Origin of the sequence: Pantoea sp. GbtcB22 (assembly GCF_019091025.1) — a bacterium.
Classification (GTDB): domain Bacteria; phylum Pseudomonadota; class Gammaproteobacteria; order Enterobacterales; family Enterobacteriaceae; genus Pantoea; species Pantoea leporis.
In genome coordinates this window covers 1-294 of the sequence record NZ_JAGXKB010000088.1, presented here as the reverse complement: position 1 = coordinate 294, position 294 = coordinate 1, and the positions used below count along the sequence as shown (strand labels likewise).

Below are 294 nucleotides of genomic sequence, written 5' to 3'. Positions count from 1 at the left end.
AGCTTTGAATTTGACACCACGCCGCCGGCCACGCCGTCAATGGATGACGTCAGCGTCACCGACGGCAGTGGCAACCCGCTCACCGCCGACGACGGGACCAACGTCAGCGATCTGGTGTTCAGTGGCACCGCGGAAGAAGGCGATCTGGTTAAGCTGTATGACGGCGACAAACTGATTGGTTCTGCGCTGGAGGGTGCGGATGGCAGTTGGTCGATCCCGGTCTCCGATCTGGAGGGTGGCAGCCCCGACTTCCGCACCGAGATCACCGCTCCGGCGGGCAACGTCAGCGAAAAA

The 294-nt window shown here is 62.2% G+C and carries 1 protein-coding gene; it reads left to right on the top strand.

From position 1 onward, the window contains the following. A partial coding sequence (locus KVT28_RS24870) for an Ig-like domain-containing protein (RefSeq protein WP_217550806.1) occupies positions 1 to 294 on the top strand: 294 nt, incomplete at both ends.